This is a genomic window from Caulobacter sp. BE264, assembly GCF_031457805.1.
Taxonomy (GTDB): domain Bacteria; phylum Pseudomonadota; class Alphaproteobacteria; order Caulobacterales; family Caulobacteraceae; genus Caulobacter.
The window spans coordinates 25,121-45,090 of the sequence record NZ_JAVDXI010000009.1; the positions used below are offsets into that span (position 1 = coordinate 25,121).

The 19,970-nt window shown below is 67.9% G+C and carries 21 protein-coding genes and 1 other RNA gene; 14 read left to right on the forward strand and 8 right to left on the reverse strand.

From position 1 onward, the window contains the following. Nucleotides 1–195: 195 nt before the first annotated feature. On the reverse strand, nucleotides 196–882 hold the full coding sequence (locus tag J2X45_RS18435; protein ID WP_310217796.1) for a glutathione S-transferase family protein: 687 nt from the start codon (nucleotides 880–882) through the stop codon (nucleotides 196–198). A 135-nt stretch (nucleotides 883–1,017) separates the two neighbouring features. Here J2X45_RS18435 and J2X45_RS18440 point away from each other — a divergent pair, with 135 nt between their 5' ends. Together J2X45_RS18440 and J2X45_RS18445 are read left to right on the forward strand one after the other, a co-directional pair. Beyond that, nucleotides 1,018–2,061 carry a ribonucleotide-diphosphate reductase subunit beta gene (locus tag J2X45_RS18440; RefSeq protein ID WP_310217799.1) on the forward strand — a complete coding sequence of 348 codons (1,044 nt, stop codon included), beginning with the start codon at nucleotides 1,018–1,020 and terminating at the stop codon, nucleotides 2,059–2,061. A 161-nt stretch (nucleotides 2,062–2,222) separates the two neighbouring features. Further along, nucleotides 2,223–3,095, forward strand: coding sequence for a 2-dehydropantoate 2-reductase (locus J2X45_RS18445; RefSeq protein ID WP_310217802.1), 873 nt, complete (start codon nucleotides 2,223–2,225; stop codon nucleotides 3,093–3,095). Nucleotides 3,096–3,116: 21 nt separating this feature from the next. On the opposite strand, the gene J2X45_RS18450 is transcribed toward J2X45_RS18445, so the two are convergent. Both J2X45_RS18450 and J2X45_RS18455 read right to left on the reverse strand, forming a co-directional pair. Continuing rightward, nucleotides 3,117–3,539: a DUF6491 family protein gene (locus J2X45_RS18450; RefSeq protein ID WP_310217804.1), complete on the reverse strand. Its 423-nt coding sequence runs from the start codon at nucleotides 3,537–3,539 to the stop codon at nucleotides 3,117–3,119. 146 nt (nucleotides 3,540–3,685) lie between these two features. Next, a complete protein-coding gene (locus tag J2X45_RS18455; RefSeq protein ID WP_310217806.1) occupies nucleotides 3,686–4,939 on the reverse strand; it encodes a dicarboxylate/amino acid:cation symporter in 1,254 nt (417 codons plus the stop codon). Nucleotides 4,940–5,248: 309 nt separating this feature from the next. Between J2X45_RS18455 and J2X45_RS18460 the strand changes: the two genes are divergently transcribed. Next, on the forward strand, nucleotides 5,249–6,703 hold the full coding sequence (locus tag J2X45_RS18460) for an AMP nucleosidase (RefSeq protein ID WP_310217808.1): 1,455 nt from the start codon (nucleotides 5,249–5,251) through the stop codon (nucleotides 6,701–6,703). 138 nt (nucleotides 6,704–6,841) lie between these two features. Here J2X45_RS18460 and J2X45_RS18465 read toward each other — a convergent pair whose 3' ends face one another. Further along, a complete protein-coding gene (locus tag J2X45_RS18465) occupies nucleotides 6,842–8,080 on the reverse strand; it encodes an acetyl-CoA C-acetyltransferase (RefSeq protein ID WP_310217811.1) in 1,239 nt (412 codons plus the stop codon). 93 nt (nucleotides 8,081–8,173) lie between these two features. Continuing rightward, on the reverse strand, nucleotides 8,174–9,115 hold the full coding sequence (gene nudC / locus J2X45_RS18470) for an NAD(+) diphosphatase (RefSeq protein ID WP_310217813.1): 942 nt from the start codon (nucleotides 9,113–9,115) through the stop codon (nucleotides 8,174–8,176). Nucleotides 9,116–9,190: 75 nt separating this feature from the next. Between nudC and ffs the strand changes: the two genes are divergently transcribed. The 7 genes from ffs (at nucleotide 9,191) to def (ending at nucleotide 14,506) form a co-directional block, all read left to right on the forward strand. Then, an RNA gene (gene ffs, locus J2X45_RS18475) (signal recognition particle sRNA small type) lies at nucleotides 9,191–9,282 on the forward strand. Nucleotides 9,283–9,372: 90 nt separating this feature from the next. After that, nucleotides 9,373–11,196 carry a DNA polymerase III subunit gamma/tau gene (locus J2X45_RS18480; protein WP_310217816.1) on the forward strand — a complete coding sequence of 608 codons (1,824 nt, stop codon included), beginning with the start codon at nucleotides 9,373–9,375 and terminating at the stop codon, nucleotides 11,194–11,196. Nucleotides 11,197–11,313: 117 nt separating this feature from the next. Continuing rightward, on the forward strand, nucleotides 11,314–11,643 hold the full coding sequence (locus J2X45_RS18485) for a YbaB/EbfC family nucleoid-associated protein (protein ID WP_062094817.1): 330 nt from the start codon (nucleotides 11,314–11,316) through the stop codon (nucleotides 11,641–11,643). A 125-nt stretch (nucleotides 11,644–11,768) separates the two neighbouring features. Continuing rightward, on the forward strand, nucleotides 11,769–12,371 hold the full coding sequence (gene recR, locus J2X45_RS18490) for a recombination mediator RecR (protein ID WP_310217818.1): 603 nt from the start codon (nucleotides 11,769–11,771) through the stop codon (nucleotides 12,369–12,371). Nucleotides 12,372–12,480: 109 nt separating this feature from the next. Next, a complete protein-coding gene (locus J2X45_RS18495) occupies nucleotides 12,481–12,633 on the forward strand; it encodes a hypothetical protein (protein WP_310217821.1) in 153 nt (50 codons plus the stop codon). A 53-nt stretch (nucleotides 12,634–12,686) separates the two neighbouring features. Further along, complete coding sequence (gene rmuC, locus J2X45_RS18500) at nucleotides 12,687–13,976, forward strand: DNA recombination protein RmuC (protein WP_310217822.1); 1,290 nt, start codon at nucleotides 12,687–12,689, stop codon at nucleotides 13,974–13,976. 8 nt (nucleotides 13,977–13,984) lie between these two features. Further along, a complete protein-coding gene (gene def, locus J2X45_RS18505) occupies nucleotides 13,985–14,506 on the forward strand; it encodes a peptide deformylase (protein WP_310217824.1) in 522 nt (173 codons plus the stop codon). A gap of 7 nt (nucleotides 14,507–14,513) precedes the next feature. Here def and J2X45_RS18510 read toward each other — a convergent pair whose 3' ends face one another. Continuing rightward, on the reverse strand, nucleotides 14,514–14,993 hold the full coding sequence (locus tag J2X45_RS18510) for a cupin domain-containing protein (protein WP_310217827.1): 480 nt from the start codon (nucleotides 14,991–14,993) through the stop codon (nucleotides 14,514–14,516). A 64-nt stretch (nucleotides 14,994–15,057) separates the two neighbouring features. Between J2X45_RS18510 and dapE the strand changes: the two genes are divergently transcribed. The 3 genes from dapE to J2X45_RS18525 are packed head-to-tail and all read left to right on the forward strand — an operon-like array spanning nucleotide 15,058 to nucleotide 17,798. Further along, on the forward strand, nucleotides 15,058–16,218 hold the full coding sequence (gene dapE / locus J2X45_RS18515; protein WP_310217828.1) for a succinyl-diaminopimelate desuccinylase: 1,161 nt from the start codon (nucleotides 15,058–15,060) through the stop codon (nucleotides 16,216–16,218). Between the two features lie 17 nt (nucleotides 16,219–16,235). Then, on the forward strand, nucleotides 16,236–17,156 hold the full coding sequence (locus tag J2X45_RS18520; protein ID WP_310217830.1) for a glutaminase: 921 nt from the start codon (nucleotides 16,236–16,238) through the stop codon (nucleotides 17,154–17,156). Nucleotides 17,157–17,207: 51 nt separating this feature from the next. Next, on the forward strand, nucleotides 17,208–17,798 hold the full coding sequence (locus J2X45_RS18525) for an NAD(P)H-dependent oxidoreductase (protein WP_310217832.1): 591 nt from the start codon (nucleotides 17,208–17,210) through the stop codon (nucleotides 17,796–17,798). On the opposite strand, the gene truA is transcribed toward J2X45_RS18525, so the two are convergent. Both truA and fmt read right to left on the reverse strand, forming a co-directional pair. After that, the gene (gene truA / locus J2X45_RS18530; protein ID WP_310217834.1) at nucleotides 17,795–18,538 is read right to left on the reverse strand and encodes a tRNA pseudouridine(38-40) synthase TruA; all 744 of its coding nucleotides are present in this window, start codon (nucleotides 18,536–18,538) and stop codon (nucleotides 17,795–17,797) included. The two genes, J2X45_RS18525 and truA, sit on opposite strands and share 4 nt — an antisense overlap. Then, the gene (fmt, locus tag J2X45_RS18535) at nucleotides 18,538–19,464 is read right to left on the reverse strand and encodes a methionyl-tRNA formyltransferase (RefSeq protein WP_310217836.1); all 927 of its coding nucleotides are present in this window, start codon (nucleotides 19,462–19,464) and stop codon (nucleotides 18,538–18,540) included. Before fmt ends, truA begins: the two co-directional genes overlap by 1 nt. Before the next feature lie 106 nt (nucleotides 19,465–19,570). Between fmt and J2X45_RS18540 the strand changes: the two genes are divergently transcribed. Then, nucleotides 19,571–19,897 carry a cell surface protein gene (locus tag J2X45_RS18540; RefSeq protein ID WP_310217838.1) on the forward strand — a complete coding sequence of 109 codons (327 nt, stop codon included), beginning with the start codon at nucleotides 19,571–19,573 and terminating at the stop codon, nucleotides 19,895–19,897. The last annotated feature ends 73 nt before the right edge of the window (nucleotides 19,898–19,970 follow it).

Here is a 19,970-nt window from a genome sequence, read left to right on the forward strand (position 1 = left end):
ACTATCGGCGGCATGTGATCGACTGTTTCTGCAATCGATTCTCCTGCACAGTATATGCAGAATATTTCGCGGTTGCGGATTTGTTGTCTCAATCTCGGTCGTCGCTGGCGTCTTTGGCGCAAAGCGTCTGGCTCACGAGCCATGTTCATCCACTCCACATCTGAGATGCTGCCAGATGCGTGTTGGCTAATCTAATCACCCCTGCTGCCCCAACCGCTCCCACCCGTCGAAGAACGGAAACCTTTCCGCCCAGAACGCCGCCAGCCTCGGGTCCGCATCCACCCGCCGCACCGCCTGCGCCATCTTCGGCGCGGCCTCGTAGAATCGCACGCGCCGGGGCCCCCAGCGGCTGACGACCGCGACATAGAGGTCCAGCACGCCCAGCGTGTCGCCCAGCAGGTAGGGGCCGCCGTGGCGGTCCATCAGCGGCGCCACCTGGCTTTCCATCATCGCCCAGCAGTCGGCGATCCGCTCGGCCGTCGCGGCCTTGATCCGCGCCTGGACCTCGGGGTCGGGCCCGCCCAGGCGCGAGGGCTCGTCGCGCACCCAGAACAGCGAATAGATCGAAGCCGGGATGAAGGTCATCCAGCGCAGGAACTGAGCCCGCATCGGATCGTCGATCGCAGGGCCGAGCTTGGCCTCGGGGAAGCGGTCGGCCAGCCAGATCAGGATGGCGGCGCTTTCGGTGATCGTCTCGCCCTCGGGCGTGACCAGGGCCGGGATCTGCTTGAGCGGATTGACCCCCGCGACCTTGGCCGTTTGCGCCTCGCCCTCCCAGGTCGGGGCCTCGATGATCTCATAGGGCAGGCCGATCAGGGTCATGGCCGCCTCGATGGGCACGCCGCCCGATCCGAGGGCGCTGAACAGGCGATAGGCGGCCATGGCGACTCCGGGGTTATCCACACCCGCTCACAACATCTTGTGGGGGTGCGACGCTGGCGCCACTAGATGAACCGAGCGGCTTTGGTAGGGTAGGGCATCTTATCGCGTCCGCTCGATTCTGCCCGAGGCTCTGTCATGTCCGCTCCGTCATCGCTGATCCTGCCTGGCCTTATGACCCCCTCGGGCGGCTACAAGCCGTTCCGCTATCCGTGGGCCTATGACTTCTGGAAGAAGCAGCAGCAGGTCCACTGGATGCCCGAGGAAGTGCCGCTGGGCGAGGACCTCAAGGACTGGGCCGTCAAGCTGAACGACAAGGAACGGAACCTGCTGACGCAGATCTTCCGCTTCTTCACCCAGTCCGACGTCGAGGTGCAGGACAACTACATGGAGCGCTACGGTCGGGTGTTTAAGCCGACCGAAGTGAAGATGATGCTGGCCTCGTTCGCGAACATGGAGACGATCCATATCGCGGCCTACGCCCTGCTGCTCGAGACCATCGGCATGCCCGAGACCGAGTTCTCGGCGTTCATGGAATACGAGGCCATGAAGGCCAAGCATGACTACATGCAGACCTTCGGCGTCGAGACCAACGCCGACATCTGCCGCACGCTGGCCATGTTCGGCGGCTTCACCGAAGGCCTGCAGCTGTTCGCCTCGTTCGCGATGCTGATGAACTTCCCGCGCTTCAACAAGATGAAGGGCATGGGCCAGATCGTCTCGTGGTCGATCCGCGACGAGAGCCTGCACTGCGACGGCATCATCAAGCTGTACCACGCCTTCAACAAGGAGACGGGCGCGGTGACCAAGGCCGTGGCCGACGACATCGTCGACTGCTGCAAGACCGTGGTCGGCATGGAAGACAACTTCATCGACCTGGCCTTCGAGGCCGGCGACATCCAGGGCATGACGCCTGACGACATCAAGGCCTATATCCGCTTCGTCGCCGACTGGCGCCTGCGCCAGTTGCACCTGCCCGAGGTGTACGGCGTGAAGGAAAACCCGCTGCCCTGGCTGCAGTCGCTGCTGTCGGGCGTCGAGCACGCCAACTTCTTCGAAGCCCGCGCGACCGAATACTCCAAGGCCGCGACCAAGGGGCAATGGCACGGCGCCGACGGCGTCTGGACCAGCTTCGACGAGATGATGAAGAAGCGCTCGGCCGAGGTGGTCCCGGCGGAGTAGGCTCTGATGTCCTTCTCCCCCTTGCGGGAGAAGGTGTCATCCGAAGGATGACGGATGAGGGGTTTCACGGCGCCGTCCGCGCGACCCCTCACCCGACCCGGCTATCGCCGGGCCACCCTCTCCCGCAAGGGGAGAGGGTTTTGTTTTGACCGGAGCATCCCATGACCAGCATCGCCGTGATCGGCCCCGGCGCGGTGGGCGGAACGCTCGCCGCCTGGCTGGCGCAGAATCCTGCCCATGCGGTCACCGTCTGCGTTCGCACGCCGTTCGAGGCCCTGGCGGTCCAGACGCCGGAAGGCCCGATCAACGCGAGCCCGCGCGTGGCGGCCTCGCAGGCAGGGCTCACACCCGTCGACTGGGTGCTGGTCACGACCAAGACCTATGACACCGACGCGACCTGGACCTGGCTGGACGCGCTGGTGGGACCTCAGACCCGCGTGGCCATCCTGCGCAACGGGGTCGAGCACACCGCCCCGTTCGAGGGCCGGATCGCCGCCGAGCGGCTGGTTCCGGCCGTGGTCGACATCCCGGCCGAGCGCTCGGCGCCGGGGCGGATGCTGCAGCGGCGCAACGGCTGGATCAAGGTTCCTGCGGGCGCGGCCGGCGAGGCCTTCGCGGCCCTCTTCGCCCACACGCCGATCGCCCTTGAGGTGGTCGACGACTTCGTCACGCAGGCCTGGAAGAAGCTGGCCCTCAACTGCGCCGGCGCGGTCAACGCCCTGGTTCTGAAGCCCGCCGGGATCGCCCATGACGAGGGCGCGGCGCAGGTCATGCGCAGCCTCGTGCGCGAGTGCGTGGCGGTGGGCCGGGCCGAGGGGGCGGACCTCTCCGACGACCTGCCCGACCAGGTGATCGCCGGCTATCGCGCCGCCGATCCGGGCTCGGTCAACTCGCTGCACGCTGACCGCGCGGCCGGACGGGCGATGGAGCTGGACGCCCGCAACGGCGTCATCGTCCGCAGGGGCGCGGTCCATGGGATCGCCACGCCGGCCAACGCCATGGTGGTGGCGCTGCTGAACGCGGCGGCGCTCTGAGGCGCAAGCGCCGCCGAAGCCCTAGGGGCGATACTTCTTGGGCAGCGCCTGCACTTCTTCCGGCGTCAGCTTGGTGATGGTCTTGGCGCGGATCGGCAGGGGAATGCCGAAGCCGTCCGACACCCGCAGGTCCAGATCCAGCGGATGGCAGACGCTGTCAGGGCCGCGCACGACCGAGACCAGATGCGTGCCCGGCCAGGTCAGCTGGCTGGAGCCGTAGGCGAGGTCGACGCGATAAACGTCGCGGCCGCGCACCTTCATGTACAGCGTGTTCTTGTCCGGCGCCGACCAGCCGCGCCAGTCGGAAAGGTAGAAGCACTGCCGCGCCGGCTTGGCGGCCTTGGGGGGCTCGCCCGGCGCCTGGGCCTGGGCGGCGGAAGCCGAGAAGCCCGCGACGGCCAGCCCGATCAGCGCGACGCGCGCCAGGGGGGTGATCCTGCTCATGACGTCATCCTCATAGTCCCTCGCCCATCGAGATTGGACCTCACGTGGTTGTTGTCAAGTTTTTACTGTACATTTGAAACTGGACACGAAAAAGCCCGCCCCGCCGAGGCGGAGCGGGCGATCTCAAGCGGCCAGGATCGCGGGGATCAGGCCTTGGCGGCTTCGCCTTCCGGCGGCATGTCGTCCAGCTCGCCCTCCCACTTGGCGACGACCGCCGCGGCGACGCTGTTGCCGACGACGTTGGTGGCGCTGCGGCCCATGTCCAGCAGGTGATCGACGCCCAGAACGAGCGCGATCCAGGCTTCCGGCAGGCCGAAATAGGTGAGGGTGGCCATGATCACCACCAGCGAGGCGCGCGGCACGCCGGCGATGCCCTTGGAGGTCACCATCAACAGCAGCAGCATGAAGATCTGCTGCTGGACCGTCAGCTCCACACCGTGCGCCTGGACGATGAACATCGTGGCGAAGGTGCAGTACAGCATCGAGCCGTCGAGGTTGAACGAGTAGCCCAGGGGCAGCACGAACGACACGATCCGGCGGCGCACGCCCACCTTCGGCAGGCTGTCGAGAATGCGCGGGTAGGCGGCTTCCGAGCTGGCGGTCGAGAAGGCCAGCAGGGTCGGGTCGCGGATCACGCCAAAAAGCGGCACCACCCGCTTGCCCAGCACCGCCAAGCCGGCGACGAACAGCAGCGCCCACAGGACGCCCATGGTCAGGTAGAAGCCCAGCACGAACTTGCTGTAGGTCGCCAGCATGCCCAGGCCCTGGGTCGCGATCGTCGAGGCCAGGGCGGCGAAGATGGCCAGCGGGGCCAGCTTCATCACAAAGCCGGTGACCTTCAGCATGATCTGGGCGGCCTGCTCGACCAGCTCGAGGATCTGTGGGGCTTTGTCGTCCAGCGCCGCGACCGCAGTGCCGACGAACAGCGAGAAGACGACGATCTGCAGGATCTCGTTCTTGGCCATGGCGTCAAAGATCGAGGTCGGCACCAGGTGGGTGATGAAACCCTTCAGGGTGAAGGCTTCGGTCGAGGCGGTGGTCTTCATCGCCACGTCGACATGCGCCATGTTCAGGCCCGCGCCCGGATCCAGCAGGTGGACCATCAGAAGGCCCAGCACCAGCGACACGGCCGAGGCGCCGATGAACCAGGTCATGGTCTTGGCGCCGATGCGGCCGACGGCGGCGGCGTCTTCCATGTGCGCGACGCCGGCCACCAGGGTCGTGAAGACCAGCGGAGCGATGATCATCTTGATCAGGCGCAGGAAGATGTCGGTGATGATCGACAGGTTGCCGGCCGCAGCCTTGGCGCCGGCCGGGTCCAGGAACTGGTTGCAGGCCCAGCCGACCAGCACCCCCAGGATCATCGCGCCGATGATCAGATAGGCGAAGCGTTTATTCATCTAGTCCCCCTGGCGCCTCACGCGGGCGTCGACGGCTTGTTCTGGTTGTCGGAAGGAACGACGCGCGAGCACGTCCGCGCCGCCAGTCGCGCCCTCCTGGAGCATTTCAGCCCTTGTGGCCGACATGGGCGGGTTCGTCCATGCCCCATGCGTCCGCCAAGCGCTCTTGGGCGTGGCCGAGCTCCGGAAACGGGCGTCTACTGCAATCGGGCGTGGCGCCGACGGCGCAGCGTCCACCCAAGTAATAAAATTCTTATTTGTGTCGCCCGGCTGTCTCGCCAAGGTCGCAAAACGTCGCTATAAGGCGCCATGTCAAACCAAGAAAAAGCAATCGCCGTCGTTGAGCGACTCAATGACGAATACGAGCGCGCCGTCGGCGCTCTGCGCGACGCGCTCCGCGCCTATCTCGAACATGGAACCCGCCCGGACCCGGCCGCCCGCTTTGACGGGACGTTCGCCTATCCCGAGCTGCGCCTGACCTATGACCCCGAAGCGCTGCCGCCGAAGCTGGCCCGCTCGTACGCCCGGGTGAGCCGCCCGGGGGTCTATGCGACCACGGTCACGCGGCCCGCGCAGTTCCGCGACTATCTGGTCGAGCAGTTGACGCTGCTGATGGACGACTTCGACGTCGAGATCGAGATCGACCGCTCGCGCCAGGAAATCCCCTATCCCTACGTTCTGGACGCCACCATCGACCTGAACCAGGCCGACGTGCGCAGCGAGGATATCGCCCGCTTCTTCCCGACCACGGACCTGGCCTTCATCGGCGACGAGATCGCCGACGGCCTGTGGAACTCGGTGCTGGAGGACACCCACCCGCTGTCGCTGTTCGACGGCCTGCGCACCGACTTCTCGCTGGCGCGGCTCAAGCACTACACCGGCGCCCCGGCCGAGGACGTGCAGCAGTTCATCCTGTTCACGAACTACAACCGCTATGTCGACGAGTTCGTTCGCTGGAGCATCGAGCAGCTGAAGGCGCCCGACAGCCCTTACACGGCCCTGTCCTGCGCCGGCGGGCTGACCATCACCGCCAACACGGTCAATCCGGAACTGGCGGTGGCGGAATCGACCTGGCGCAAGCACCAGATGCCCGCCTACCACCTGATGGCCCCGGGCGGTTCGGGCGTGACCCTGGTCAATATCGGCGTCGGCCCCTCCAACGCCAAGACGATCTGCGACCACCTGGCGGTGCTGCGCCCGCAGGCCTGGCTGATGATCGGCCACTGCGGCGGCCTGCGCGACACCCAGACCATCGGCGACTATGTCCTGGCCCACGCCTATCTGCGCGACGACCATGTGCTGGATGCGGTGCTGCCGCCGGAAATCCCCGTGCCGTCCATCGCCGAGGTGCAGCGCGCCCTCTACGACGCGGCCAAGGCGATCAGCGGCGACAGCGGCGACCAGCTGAAGAAGCGCCTGCGCACCGGCACCGTCGTCACCACCGACGACCGCAACTGGGAGCTTCGCCACAGCCTGTCGGCCCTGCGCTTCAACCAGAGCCGTGCGGTGGCGATCGACATGGAGTCGGCGACCATCTCGGCCCAGGGGTACCGCTTCCGGGTGCCGTACGGGACGTTGCTCTGCGTCTCGGACAAGCCGCTGCACGGCGAGATCAAGCTGCCCGGCCAGGCCAACGCGTTCTACGAGCGGGCGATCAGCCAGCACCTGCAGATCGGCATCCTGGCCTGCAAGCTGCTGCACGCCGAAGGCCCGAACCTGCACTCGCGCAAGCTCCGCGCCTTCGACGAGCCGCCGTTCCGGTGATGTGGAGATAGTTCCTCCCCCGCGCTGCGGGGGAGGTGGCCCAGAGGGCCGGAGGGGGCGAGCTGGACCTGGGCCGCGCCAGCCCCCTCAGTCACTCCGTGACAGCTCCCCCGCCTCGCGGGGGAGCATCTTGTTTCCCTAAACCCGCTCGATGATGATCGCGGGCGCCATGCCGCCGGCGGCGCACATGGTCACCAGACCACGCTTGAGGTCGCGGCGTTCCAGCTCGTCCAGGATCGTGCCGATCAGGATCGAGCCGGTCGCGCCGATCGGGTGACCCAGGGCCATGGCGCCGCCGTTCACATTGACCTTGTCGCGGTCGAGCTTGAGGTCGCGGATGAACTTCTCGGCCACGACCGCGAAGGCCTCGTTGATTTCCCACAGATCGATGTCGTCAACGGTCAGGCCGGCCTTGGCCAGAGCCTTGCGCGCGGCCGGGACCGGGGCGTTCAGCATGAGGGTCGGGCTGTCGCCGACATTGGCCATGGCGATGACCTTGGCGCGAGGCTTGAGGCCGTTGCGCTGGGCGTAGGCCGGCGAGGCCAGCAGCACCGCCGCCGCGCCGTCCACCACGCCCGACGAGTTGCCCGCGTGGTGCATGTGCTGGATCTTCAGGTCCGGATAGACCTTGCGGATCAGGCCGCCATAGGTGTTACCGGCCTCGTCGACCGGGATCTCGGCCAGGGCCGCGAACGAGGCCTTCAGGCTGGCCAGCCCTTCAGCCGTGGTTTGCGGACGCGGGAACTCCTCGTGGTCCAGCGCGACCGAGCCGTCGTCGCGCAGCACGGGGATCAGGCTCTTGTCGAAGTGACCGCCTTTGATGGCGAGATCGGCGCGGCGCTGGCTCTCCAGGGCCAGGGCGTCGACATCGGCGCGGGTGATTCCCTCCAGAGTGGCGATGGCGTCGGCGCAGACGCCCTGGTGCGACTGCGGATGACGGGCGCGCAGGCGCAGGTTGCCGCTGTCCAGCATCGGCGGTGACGTCACGTTCGCGGTGGCCGAGGTGTAGGACATCATCTCGGTCCCACCGGCGATGACCAGGTCCTCCATGCCCGACATGATCGAGGCCGCCGCCAGGTTCACCGTGGTGATGCCCGAGCCGCAGAAGCGGTCCAGAGTCACGCCGCTGGCGCGGACGTCATAGCCAGCGTCCAGCGCCGCCATGCGGCCCAGGTCCCCCGCCTGCGACCCGCGCTGGCTGGAGGTGCCCCAGATGATGTCGTCGACTTCAGCGGTGTTGAGGCCGTTGCGCTCGGCCAGGGCCTTCAGGACCGTGGCGGCCAGGTGCTGGGGATGGAAGTCGGCCAGGGCTCCCTTGCCGACCTTGCCGATGCCGCGCGGGGTGCGGCAGGCGTCGATGATGTAGGCTTCGGCCATTCGGCCCTCCCATGTTCAGTTCGCATCGCCGGTCTTGCTGGCCGGGCTCGATGCGAACTGAACGGGAGGCGCCGCTGGGGCAGTCCAGAGGTTTTACGCCTCTTCGGCCCAGGCCTTGATCAGCTGGTGGGCGATGGCCAGGGGCGGCGGGGCGAACAGGCCCTCGAGCTCGCCCCTGATCAGCTGCTGGGCTTCCTCGCGGGTGAACCAGCGGACTTCCTCGAGCTCGGTCTGGTCGGGGGCGGCCTCGTCGCTGTCGACGTCGGCGATCAGGCCCATCATCAGCGAGCTGGGCCAGGGCCAGGGCTGGCTGGAGTGATAGCGGACCGCCGTCGCCTTCAGGCCGGCCTCTTCCTGCAGTTCGCGGGCGCAGGCCTCCTCGATCGTCTCGCCGGGCTCGATGAAGCCGGCCAGGGCCGAGAACATGCCCTTGGGCCACATCGCCTGACGGCCCAGCAGGCACTTGCCGTCATGGATCGCCAGCATGATCGCCACCGGATCGGTACGTGGGAAGTGCTCGGCCTCGCAGGACGGGCAGACGCGTTTCCAGCCGCCGTCCGAGACCTCGGTCTTCTGGCCGCAGGCGCTGCACCAGCGATGGCGGCGGCGCCACTCGAACATCGACTTGGCGGTGGCCAGGATGCCGGCGTCGGCAGGCGGCATGGTCGCCGCCGCGCCACGCAGTTCTTCGAACCGGCCCAGGCCCTGCAACGGCCCTTCGGCGGGGTCCGCCGCGCCTTCGATGTCGACCGCGAAGACCGCGATGTCCTTCCAGAGGCCCAGATACAGCAGCTTCTCGTTCCCGCCGGCCAGGTCCTGGGCCATGTCGGCGCGCAGATAGGCGATTTGCACGCCCGTGGGCTTGCCGTCGTCGCCGAGGATGTCCTCGACCAGCGGCTTGCCATTCCACAGCGCGACGGCCAGCGACTCGGGATCGGCCAGCTTTTCGGCGAGGAAGGCCTCGTCGCCGCGACGCTCGCTGTCACGGTCCAGGGGATTGCCGGCGAAGGTGTTGGTGATGATCGAAAGAGGCATGCGCCACTCTGTAGCGTGAGCGGAATGACTCGTCAGCCTTGCATCCTGCGCGATGAGTCGCGATATAGGCCTCGGAGATCGGCGCGGACGGAGTCCTCGCCAACCTGGTCAGGGCCGAGAGGCAGCAGCCACAACGAGATCACCTCTGGGTCGTCTGCCGGTCTCCACCTCATTTCCCTCGAAATTCTGTCAGCAGATGCGCGCGCTTTAGGGCCCGAGGCTTTTGCTGCGCCCTCCGCCCCACTACACTCAGCGCCATGGCCGACCACGACGACCTCTCGCCCGATTCCGCGCCGCCGTGGGACGAGGCGCCCGCCGAGCGGGACGAGAACACCGCCGACATCTTCGGCGACGCGCCGGCGGCGGCCGCCGAGGCGCGCCCCGTGGTCGAGACCCCGCCCGAGGGCGAGAAGGGCGACGCCTACACCGTTCTGGCGCGCAAGTACCGTCCGCGCACCTTCGAGGATCTGATCGGCCAGGAGGCCATGGTCCGCACGCTGGCGAATGCGTTCTCGACGGGGCGGATCGCCCACGCCTTCATGCTTACCGGCGTTCGCGGGGTGGGCAAGACCACGACCGCCCGCCTTCTGGCGCGCGCGCTCAACTACGAGACCGACACCGTCAAGGGGCCCTCGGTCGACCTGACCACCGAAGGCTATCATTGCCGCGGCATCATCGAGGGCCGGCACATGGACGTGCTGGAGCTGGACGCCGCATCGCGCACCAAGGTCGACGAGATGCGCGAGCTTCTGGACGGGGTGCGCTACGCGCCGGTCGAGGCGCGCTACAAGGTCTACATCATCGACGAAGTGCACATGCTGTCGACGGCGGCGTTCAACGCGCTGCTGAAGACGCTGGAAGAGCCGCCGCCACACGCCAAGTTCATCTTCGCCACCACCGAAATCCGCAAGGTTCCGGTGACGATCCTGTCGCGCTGCCAGCGCTTCGACCTGCGCCGGGTCGAGCCGGACGTGCTGGTCAAGCACTTCGACCGCATCTCGGCCAAGGAAGGCGCGCGGATCGAGATGGACGCCCTGGCCCTGATCGCCCGCGCGGCGGAGGGTTCGGTGCGCGACGGTCTCTCCCTGCTGGATCAGGCCATCGTCCAGACCGAGCGGGGCCAGACGGTCACGGCCACGGTGGTCCGCGACATGCTGGGCCTGGCCGACCGCAGCCAGACCATCGCGCTCTACGAACACGTCATGGCTGGGAAGACGAAGGAGGCTCTTGAGGCCTTCCGCGCCCTGTGGGGTTTCGGCGCCGACCCAGCGGTGGTCATGCTCGACGTTCTCGACCACTGCCACGCCTCGGCGGTGTCCAAGGCGCTGGGCCCCGACGCCCTGTCGATGCCCAAGGAGCAGGCTGCGCGGCTGGCCGCGATCGGCGCCCATACTTCGGCCGGCACGCTGTCGCGTCTGTGGCAGATGCTGCTGAAGGCCCATGACGAGGTGCGCCGCGCGCCCGACGCCATGGCTGCGGCCGAGATGGCCCTGATCCGCCTGTGCTATGCGGCGGACCTGCCTGGTCCGGAGGAGGCGCTGAAGGCCCTTCGCGACGGCGCGCCGGTTGGGGGCGGTGGTCCCGGCGGTGGCGTGTCGATCGGCGGCGGCGCAGGCGGGGCGACAGCTTCTGCCCAGTCTCCAGTGATGATGGCTGCGCCCGGCGCCCAAGCCATGCCGGTGCTGGCCTCGTTCGACGACGTCATGGCCCTGATCGCCGCCAAGCGCGACATCGGCCTGCGGCTGGATGTCGAGCAGTACGTTCGCCCGATCAACTTCCGCCCCGGCGCGCTCACCTTCGAGGCCGCGCCCGGCGCGCCCGGAAATCTGGCGGGGCGGCTTGTTCGCTTCCTGAAGGAGCATACCGGCCAGCCCTGGCTGGTGGCGGCCGAGGGCGGCGGCGGGGCCGAAAGCCTCATGGAGCGCCAGAAGCGCGAGGAGCGCGAGGCGCTGGAGGCCATCAAGCAAGATCCTTTTGTCGCCTCGGTGCTGTCGGCCTTCCCCGGCGCCGAGATCGTCGAGATCCGCAAGCTCCTCACCCCGGAGGCTCCGCCCCTGGAGCCGGACGAGGAAGAGGGCTGACAAAGGAAGCTGTCATCCCGGGCCAGCGCAGCGCAGACCCGGGACCACGGCGAGCGCCGGCGTATCCGGCGGTCCCGGCTTTCGCCGGGATGACAAGTAGTTTTGGAGACCAAGACCATGAAAGACCTCGGCGGCCTGATGAAGCAGGCCCAGGCCATGCAACAGAAGCTTCAGGACGCCCAGGCGCGCCTGGCCGAGAGCACCGTCGAGGGAACCTCTGGCGGCGGCATGGTGACGGTGACGCTGAAGGGCACGGGCGAGTTGGCCAAGGTGGTGCTGGACGAAAGCCTGATCGAGCCCGGCGAGGGCGAGGTGATCGCCGACCTGATCGTCGCCGCTCACGCCGACGCCAAGAAGAAGCTCGACGCCAAACAGGCCCAGATGATGCAGGACGCCGCCGGCCCGATGGCGGGCCTGATGGGCGGTCTGCCTGGGATGAAGTTCTAAAGCCGGGAGCCGCCATCCTCGCCCTTCGACAGGCTTACGGTGAGGATCTCTACTGAGCCGAAAATCACCTTCACCCTGAGCTTGCCGAAGGGGGAGGGAGACGCACCGACTACCCAAAGGACCTGATGGCCGCCTCCGCCGGACCCGAGATCGAGCGCCTGATCGCCCTGCTGTCCAAGCTGCCGGGCCTGGGTCCGCGTTCGGGCCGGCGTGCGGCCCTCGCGCTGCTGAAGAAGCGCGACACGCTGCTGGCGCCGTTGGCGACCGCCTTGGCAGAGGCGCAGGCCAAGGTTCGAACCTGCGGGAGCTGCGGTTCGCTGGACGTCACCGATCCTTGCGCGGTCTGCGCCGACGGCTCGCGCGACGGCCGCCTGCTGTGCGTGGTCGAGGAGGTCGGCTCGGTCTGGGCGATGGAACGCGGCGGCTCGTTCAAGGGGCGCTATCACGTGCTGGGCGGTCTCTTGTCAGCCCTGGACGGCGTCGGCCCCGAGGCCTTGCGGATCGGCGAACTGGTCGCGCGGGTCGGGGGCGGCGAGGTGGCCGAGGTGATCCTGGCCCTGCCGGCCACGGTCGACGGCCAGACGACCGCTCACTACATCGCCGACCGTCTGGCTCAGACCAATGTGCCGGTGACCATGCTGGCGCGTGGAGTCCCCGTGGGCGGCGACCTCGACTGGCTCGACGACGGCACCATCGCCCAAGCGCTGCGCGCCCGCCGCCCGGCTTGAGAAAAATCCGGGAGCGCTTCTGGAAACCGGCTGACAGCTCCGCTTTCAAAAGCCAAGCTCCCCGTCGTCGCGTCGGGACCGCCGATGCGTCTGTAGAGGGACGATTTTCATGAGTACGCCAGACGACAAGGCCCCTGCGGCCGAGGTCGAAGCCCCACACGTCGCCAAGGTCGGCGTGCACGACAAGGGTCACAACGTGACCAGCTTCAACGAGGAGCCGATCAACGGCCTGATCGCCGATATCGCTGACGGCGACGAGTGATGGGAGGTGGCGGCGGCCTTTATGCCGTCGCCGACTTCGGCTAGGAACGGAGCATGAACTTCTCCGATCCTTTCCTGATCCTGGCCTTGGTCTTCGCGCTGGCCGCCGTGGCCTTTGGCCTTTGGGCCGTGACCGCGCAACGCCGCGCCGCGAAGGCCGAGGCCCAGGCGTGGCTCTTGAATGAGCGCCTGGCTCAGGCCGAAGAGCGCCATCGCCTGCTGGAGGACCAGAGCGCCACCCAGATCGAGCTGATCAAGGCCCAGGCGGCTCAGAGCGCCAACGCCATCGCCGAGCAGCTGATCAAGCGCGCCGACGAGAACGCCAAGAGCCGCGAGCGTCTCGCCGAGGCCCGGTTGGAGGCTCAACTCAAGCCGGTGGCCGAGACCCTCGCCAAGTTCGAAGCCCAGGTCACCGCCGTGGAGAAGGCGAGGGCCGAGGAGACGGGCGGCCTGAAAGCCCAGATCACCGCCCTGCTCGAGGCTTCGACCGCCACCCAGGCCGAGGCCCGCAAGCTGTCGGCCGCCCTGCGTCGCGGCGCCGGCGTCCAAGGCCGCTGGGGCGAGCAGACCCTGCGCAACGTGCTGGAGGCTGCGGGCCTCAACAGCCGCTTCGACTTCCAGGAGCAGTTCAGCGTCGACAGCGACGAGGGGCGTCGCCGGCCGGACGTGAAGGTCACGCTGCCGGGTGGCGGCGTGTTCGTGATTGACGCCAAGTGCTCGCTCAACGCCTTCCTCGAAGCCCAGGAGGCGACCGACGAGGTCCTGCGCGAAGCGGCCATGGCCCGTCACGCCCAGAGCGTGCGCACCCACATGCAGGGCCTGTCGTCCAAGGCCTATTGGGACCAGTTCGCCGGCGAGGGCTCGCCGGACTTCGTGGCGATGTTCGTGCCCGGCGACGGCTTCCTGGCCGCCGCTCTGGATCGCCTGCCCGAGCTGATGGCCGAGGCCATGGACCGCCGTGTGGTGCTGGTCACGCCCACGACCCTGTTCGCGCTCTGCAAGGCCGTAGCCTACGGCTGGCGGGCCGAGGACCAGGCCAAGAACGCCGCCCGCATCGTCGAGGTCGGTCGCGAGCTCTACAAGCGCGTTTCGGTAATGGGAGCGCATGCGGGCGCCATGGGCAAGGCGCTGGAGAGCGCCGTGGGCAAGTACAACCAGTTCGTCGGCTCGCTGGAGAGCCAGGTCCTGACCCAGGCCAGGCGCTTCGAGGACCTGTCTGTCGACCACGAGGGCAAGGAGATCCCCGAGCCGCCCATGGTCGATCAGGCGGTGCGGCCTTTGACCAAGCTGAAGGCCGTGGGACAATCTCCCACCTTGACCCTCGGGAATGACACGCCTACCTGACCAACATCATGACTATCCGTCGCATCCTCACCGTCGATAACGCCGCCGACCTGGCGGTCCTGAAGAAGGTTTCCACCCCGGTGGAGGCCGTCACGGACGAGCTACGCGTTCTGATGGATGACATGCTGGAGACCATGTACGACGCCCCCGGCATCGGTTTGGCCGCCGTGCAGATCGGCGAGCCCGTCCGCGTGATCGTCATGGACCTGGCCCGTGAGGGCGAGGACAAGGCGCCGCGCTACTTCGTCAATCCCGAGATCCTGGCCTCGTCCGAGGACCTGCAGGGCTATGAAGAAGGCTGCCTGTCGGTGCCCGAGTACTATGACGAGGTCGAGCGCCCGGCCAAGGTCACCCTGCGCTACATGAACTATCAGGGCGAGACGGTCGTCGAAGAGGCCGAGGGCCTGTTCGCCGTCTGCATCCAGCACGAGATGGATCACCTGGAAGGCGTCCTCTTCATCGACCACCTCTCGCGCCTGCGCCGCGACCGCGCCATGGCCAAGGTCAAGAAGGCCCGTCGCGCGGCTTAAGGGCGGACTACCGCTTTCGTCCCTCGTTGGTTTCGTAGGGGGCCCCATCCCGGTGGCGGTACGTGCTTTCCCCCTCCCGCAGGATGAGATCGATATCCGGATAGTCGCAACCGTCCTGATCCGGCCTGCGCGATCCCACCTCCAGCAACAGCACGTCCTGATCTGACCGGTTCTGGAAGCAGTGACCGTTCGCGACACCAGCCTTGAAGCCCGCGCAGTCGCCGGCTCGCATCACCGTCTCGCCGTCATTCTCCACAAGCACGACCTCGCCCTCGACCACCCAGGTGAACTCGTCCTCGGCCGTGTGCCAGTGGCGCTGGCTGGACCAGGCGCCGGGCGGCAGGCGCAGCAGGTTGACGCCGAACTGATCCAGCCCAGCCGCGTCGCCCAGCTTCGTGCGGTGGCGCTGCAGGCAGGGCTGATTGAACGGCGCAGGATAGGCTGTGCCGACGCGGGTGGGGGCGGTGGCGAGATCGATCTTGGGCATGACCTACCTTGGAACAAGCGTGCCGAATTTGCGCGGACGCAAGGGGAAGCTTAAAGCCTGCATCATGACCAGCCCCGCGCCCGCTTCTGTCAGCATTGATCCCGTCGAATTGGCTCAGGCCCTGATCCGGCGGCCGTCCGTGACCCCGGCCGACGCCGGCGCGATGGACACGCTGCAGCGCCAACTGGAGGTCCTCGGCTTTTCCTGCCGCCGCATGAAGTTCGGCGAGATCGAGAACCTCTACGCCCGACGCGGCACGGCGCGGCCGAACCTCTGCTTCGCTGGCCACACCGACGTGGTGCCGGTGGGCGACGACGCCGCCTGGACCGCCGATCCGTTCGAGGCGCAGATCAGGGGCGGCGTGCTCTATGGCCGCGGCGCGGTCGACATGAAATCGGCCATCGCCGCCTTCGTCGCCGCCGTCGCCAAGATCCCCGAGCATCCCGGTTCGATCAGCTTCCTGATCACCGGCGACGAGGAAGGGGTTGCCGAAGACGGCACCGTCAAGGTCGTCGAGGCTCTGGCCGCCGAAGGCGAGATCATTGACCACTGCATCGTCGGCGAGCCGACCTCGGCGAACCTGCTGGGCGACATGGTCAAGATCGGCCGTCGCGGCAGCATCAACGCCTGGATTGCGGTCGAGGGCCGCCAAGGGCACGTGGCCTATCCGCACCGCGCGGCCAATCCGGTTCCGGTGCTCATCGACATCCTGTCGGCTCTGAAGGCGCGGGTGCTGGACGAAGGCTATACCGGCTTCCAGCCGTCGAACCTGGAGATCACCACGATCGACGTCGGCAACACCGCCACCAACGTCATCCCGGCCTCGGCCAAGGCGCGCGTGAACATCCGCTTCAACCCGGCCCACAAGGGCAAGGACCTGGCCGCCTGGATCGAGGGGGAGTGCGCCAAGGCCGCGGAAGGCTTCGACGGAACCGCCAGCGCGCGGTGCAAGATCAGCGGCGAAGCCTTCCTGACCGAGCCCGGCGACTTCACGGACGTGATCGTGGCCGCCGTCACTGACGCTACCGGCCGCGCGCCGGAGCTGTCGACCACCGGCGGCACCAGCGACGCCCGCTTTATCCGCGCCCTGTGCCCGGTCGTCGAGTTCGGCCTGGTCGGCTCGACCATGCACCAGGTCGATGAGCGCGTGCCGGTCGATGAGGTCCGTCAGTTGGCCGACGCCTACGAGGCGCTGATCAGCCGCTACTTCCAAGCGTTCGCCTGAGCGGTGCGGGGACGAGGATGAGGGCGCTCTCGATCCCCGACGTGTTGGCCGAGGTGGCCGTGCTGGTGAAGCCGCATTTCGGCAGGGGCAGACCGGCGGACTACATCCCGCAGCTGGCGACTGTGCCTGGCGCCAAGTTCGGCATGGCGGTGCGGACCGTCGATGGCGGCGAACACGTCATCGGCGACGCCGACGAAGGCTTCTCCGTCCAGAGCATCACCAAGGTCTTCGCCCTGGGCCTGGCCCTGAACCGCCTGGGCGACGAGACCTGGACGCGGGTGGGCAAGGAGCCGTCGGGCACGCCGTTCAACCATCTTTCCCTGCTTGAGGCGGAGCAGGGCGTGCCGCGCAATCCGTTTATCAACGCCGGCGCCCTGGCGATCACCGACGTGCTGCTGGACGTCACCCGGGACCCGGCGGCCCTGGTCCGTGACTTCGCCGGATTTCTCTGTGACGAGCGGCTGGAAATCGATCCGGCGGTGGCGACGTCGGAGCTCGCCCACGCCTGGCAGAACCGGGCAATCGCCAGCCTGATGCGGGGCAAGGGTACGATCACCCATGACCCCGAGGCCGTGGTCGCCGCCTACTGCCGCCAGTGCGCGCTGACCATGAGCTGTCGCCAGCTGGCGCGGGCGTTCCTGCCGCTGGCGGCGGGCGGCTTTTCGCCGATCGCGCAGGAGACGGTGTTTCCCGAGCGTCTGACCCGCCGTCTGAACGCCCTCCTGTTGACCTGCGGCATCTATGACAGCGTCGGCAGCTTCGCTTATCGGGTAGGCCTCCCGGCCAAGAGCGGGGTGGGTGGCGGCATCGTCGCGGTGATCCCCGGCAAGGCGACGGTGGCGGTCTGGTCGCCGGAGCTGGACCGTTTCGGCACCAGTGTGGTCGGCGCGGCGGCGCTGGAGGCGTTCAGCCAGATCACGAACTGCTCGGTGCTGTAGCCTTGATCAGGATCAACGCGCATGCCGGTCGAGGGGCGCAGCCTGCGCCTCATGAGCAAGCCAAGCCGTAGAATCCTGATCTTGGTCGGCCATCCCGACCCTGCGCCCGACCGCTTTTGTCGGGCCCTCGCCGAGGCCTATGCCCAGGGCGCCATTGCAGGGGGGCATGAGATCCGCCGCGCCGACATCGGAACCATGGACATTCCCCTGCTGGAAAGTCAGGCGGCCTTTCAGGTCGACGACGTCACGCCTCTGATCCGAGATCTACGCGCCGACATCCTTTGGGCGGATCACCTGGTGTTGGTCTTCCCCCTCTGGCTTGGCGGCGTGCCGGCCAAGCTCAAGGCCGCGCTGGAGCAGGTGTTCCGGGGCGGGTTCGGGTTCGAGGTCGGCCCCAAGGGCTGGAACTCGAAGCTCTCGGGGCGCTCGGCCCGTATGGTGCTGACCATGGGCATGCCCAGCGCGATCTTTCGTCTCGTCTTCGGCTCGCACGGCTTGAAGGCGGTCACGCAGGGGATCTTCATGCTCGCCGGCGTCAAGCCGACCCGGGCGTCCATCGTCGGCGGCGTTGAGGCGATCGGCCCAGGCGGCCGGTCGCGGTGGCTGGAGCGGATGGCGGATCTTGGGGCGGCGGCCAGCTAGTCCCCGTACCCTACGCCCACCAGATAAAGTCCATCCGCCGGCGCGACGGGGCCGCATTCCCGGCGGTCCTTGGCCTCTAGTGCGGCCTTCACATCGTCGGGGCTCCAGCGACCCGCGCCGACCTCGACCAGCGTTCCGGTCATCGAGCGGACCTGGCGGTGCAGGAAGGACCGCGCCTCGAAATCAAGGTGGATCTCCTCGCCGACCCGACGCACGCGGGCGACATCGAGGGTCTTCACCGGGCTCTTGGATTGGCAGTGCATGTCGCGGAACGTCGTGAAGTCGTGCAGGCCGACCAGATGCTGGGCGGCGGCGTGCATGGCCTCGTGGTCGAGGTCCTTCTTCATGTGCCAGACGCGCCCCTTATCGAGGGCGGGCGGCGCGCGCCGGTTCAGGATCCTGTAGAGGTAGCGCCGCTCATTGGCCGAGAAGCGGGCGTGCCACCCCTCTTCGGCGACCTCGGCCGATAGGATCGAGACCGCCTCGCGCGTCAGGTGGGCGTTGAGGGCGTTGAAGACGGTCTGGGCGGGCCAGTCCTTCTCAAGATCGACATGGACCACCTGACCGGTGGCATGGACGCCGGTGTCGGTGCGGCCGGCGGCGGCGATGCGCACGTCCTGCCCGCAGAAGGCCTTCAGCGCCGCCTCGATCGCGCCCTGCACGCTGGGCAGCGTCGCCTGAGCCTGGAACCCCGCGTAGGGGCGGCCGTCATACTCGACGAGGAGGCGGTAGCGGGGCATCAGGCCAGGACCGTTCCCGCCGGAATCGGAAAGCCGCGCGTGAAGGTCTGCGCGTCCTGGGCGCCCTTGCCCTCGCGCTGGGCCTTCAGCAGGCGGATGGAGCCCTCGCCACAGGCGACCAACAGGGCGTCGTCCAGCGCCGTTCCCGGCGCGCCAGAGGCGGCCTCGACGCACGACAACAGGGCCTTCACGCGCACGGGACCTTTCTCCGACGGCGCCTCGAACCAGGCGCCGGGGAAGGGCGAGAGGCCGCGGATATGGCGGTCCACCTCGACGGCGGGGCGGGTCCAGTCGATGCGAGCCTCGGCCGACTTGATCTTCTTGGCGTAGGTGACGCCCTCCTCGGCCTGGGGGGTCTCCTGAACGACGCCGCGTTCGATGGCGGCCAGAGCGACGGGCAGCAGGCGCGCGCCGACGGCGGCCAGCTTGTCGTGAAGGGATGCGGCGGTGTCGTCCTCGGCGATGGCGACCTGCTCGGACATCAGGATCGGGCCCTCGTCGAGGCCTTCGCTCATCCGCATGACCTGGACGCCGGTGACCGGGTCGCCGGCCATGATCGCTCGCTGGATGGGCGCGGCGCCCCGCCAGCGCGGCAGCAGGCTGGCGTGCAGGTTGAAACAGCCGTGGGTCGGCGCTTCCAGCACGTCCTTCACCAGGATCTGGCCGAAGGCCACGACGACGGCGGCGTCGAGGTTGAGGGCCTTGAACGCTTCGATCTCTTCAGGGGTCTTCATCGAGACCGGCGTGCGGACCGGCAGGCCCAGGCCCTCGGCGAAGGCATGGACCGGAGAGGGCTTCAGTTCCTGGCCACGCCCGCGCGGGGCGGGCGGCTGGGAATAGACGCAGACGATCTCGTGCCCCGAGGCGACGAGTTCGGCGAGGCAGGTGACGGCGAAATCGGGAGTGCCGAGGAAGGCGATGCGCATGGCGGGGGTTTAGCGGTCTCGACGCGCGGACGCAAAGCCGACGCGGAACCTAGGCCATGGCCTTTCGTTATCCACGCGACCCCTGAACCCAGCCGGGAGCCTAACCATGCGCTCGAAACTGCTTCTGATCGCCGCCGCCGGCGCCGCCCTGTCCCTCGCCGCTTGTTCGGACCAGCACGCCCAGGAGGTCAAGGAAGGCGCCAAGGCCGCCGCTTCCGACGTCAAGGACGCGGCCCGGGAGATCGCCAACGACCCCGACGTCAAGGAAGCTGGGACCGCGATCAAGGAAAGCGCCAAGGAAGCCGGCGCGGAGCTCAAGGAGGCCGCCGGCGAGGCCGGCCAGGAGCTCAAGGAAGCCGGCAAGGACCTGAAGCAGGACGCCAAGGAAGGCGCCGCCGAGAGCAAGAAGCAACTGAACGAGGCGACGCGGTAGGTCGTCATTAAATCCTCCCCCTGGCGGGGGAGGTGTTCGCGAAGCGAACGAAGGAGGAGGAAGCCCGATAGGA